Raw genomic sequence first — 1,126 nt, forward strand, 5'->3', positions numbered from 1 at the left:
TCGGCGCGGCCTTCTGCCGGCTCGGCGGCTCGGTGTGCGACACGACGGGGTTCACGTTCTCTTCGATGGCCAAGGGCGAATCGATCTACGACACGAGCCGCGTGATGGCCGGCTACGTCGACGCGCTCGTGATCCGCCATCCGGAAAAAGGCTCGGTGGCCGAATTCGCGCGCGCGACCAACCTGCCGGTGATCAACGGCGGCGACGGCCCCGGCGAGCACCCGAGCCAGGCGCTGCTCGACCTCTATACGATCCAGCGCGAGTTTTCGCGACTCGGCAAGATCGTCGACGGCGCGCACATCGCGCTGGTCGGCGACCTGAAATACGGCCGCACCGTGCACTCGCTCGTCAAGCTGCTCGCACTGTACCGCGGGCTGAAGTTCACGCTCGTGTCGCCGCCGACGCTCGAGATGCCGACGTACATCGTCGAGCAGATCGCGACGAACGGCCACGTGGTCGAGCAGACCAACGACCTCGCGACCGGGCTGCGCGGCGCGGATGTGGTCTACGCGACGCGAATTCAGAAGGAGCGCTTCACCGACGAGTCGTTCGAAGGCTATACGCCGGATTTTCAGATCAACCAGGCGCTGGTCGACTCGGTATGCAAGCCCGACACGCTGATCATGCACCCGCTGCCGCGCGACAGCCGGCCCGGTGCGAACGACCTGTCGGTCGACCTGAACCGCGACCCGCGTCTCGCGATCTTCCGGCAGACCGACAACGGCATTCCGGTGCGGATGGCGATCTTCGCGATACTGCTGGGTGTCGAGAATCTCGTCCAGCACTCGATGCGCGACGCGACGTGGCGACCGCCGGCGTACCTCGGGCCGGAAGACGCGGTGTTTCACGGGATCGACTAACCTGCAGCCGGTGTCGCGCGCCTGAACGCGAGAGTGCGTCAGTTCAAGGGCCACGCGCAGACATCACGCACCCAACGCGCCGGCTTGCACGGCGCGTCGTCATTTTCGGCGCCGGTAACAACGTGACGGTGGCCAACCCGGCGTCAGGCGGCCCAAGGGTCGATCACACGCAGGCCTGCCGCCTCGAACGGCGCGACGTTGCGCGTGGCCACCTTGGCATTTTGCAGTCACTCGGCGCCCCGCGACGCAACCACTCTAGTCCCACC

The 1,126-nt window shown here is 66.6% G+C and carries 1 protein-coding gene and 1 pseudogene; one reads left to right on the plus strand and one right to left on the minus strand.

From position 1 onward, the window contains the following. A partial coding sequence (locus H3O04_RS35450; RefSeq protein WP_202589524.1) for an aspartate carbamoyltransferase occupies window positions 1-860 on the plus strand: 860 nt, incomplete at its 5' end. 143 nt (window positions 861-1,003) lie between these two features. On the opposite strand, the pseudogene H3O04_RS36480 reads toward H3O04_RS35450, so the two are convergent. Next, a pseudogene (locus tag H3O04_RS36480) lies at window positions 1,004-1,072 on the minus strand (VapC toxin family PIN domain ribonuclease); the annotation flags it as partial. Window positions 1,073-1,126 lie beyond the last annotated feature (54 nt).

The organism is Burkholderia sp. KCJ3K979 (assembly GCF_016759955.1).
In the GTDB taxonomy this organism is placed as follows: domain Bacteria; phylum Pseudomonadota; class Gammaproteobacteria; order Burkholderiales; family Burkholderiaceae; genus Burkholderia; species Burkholderia orbicola.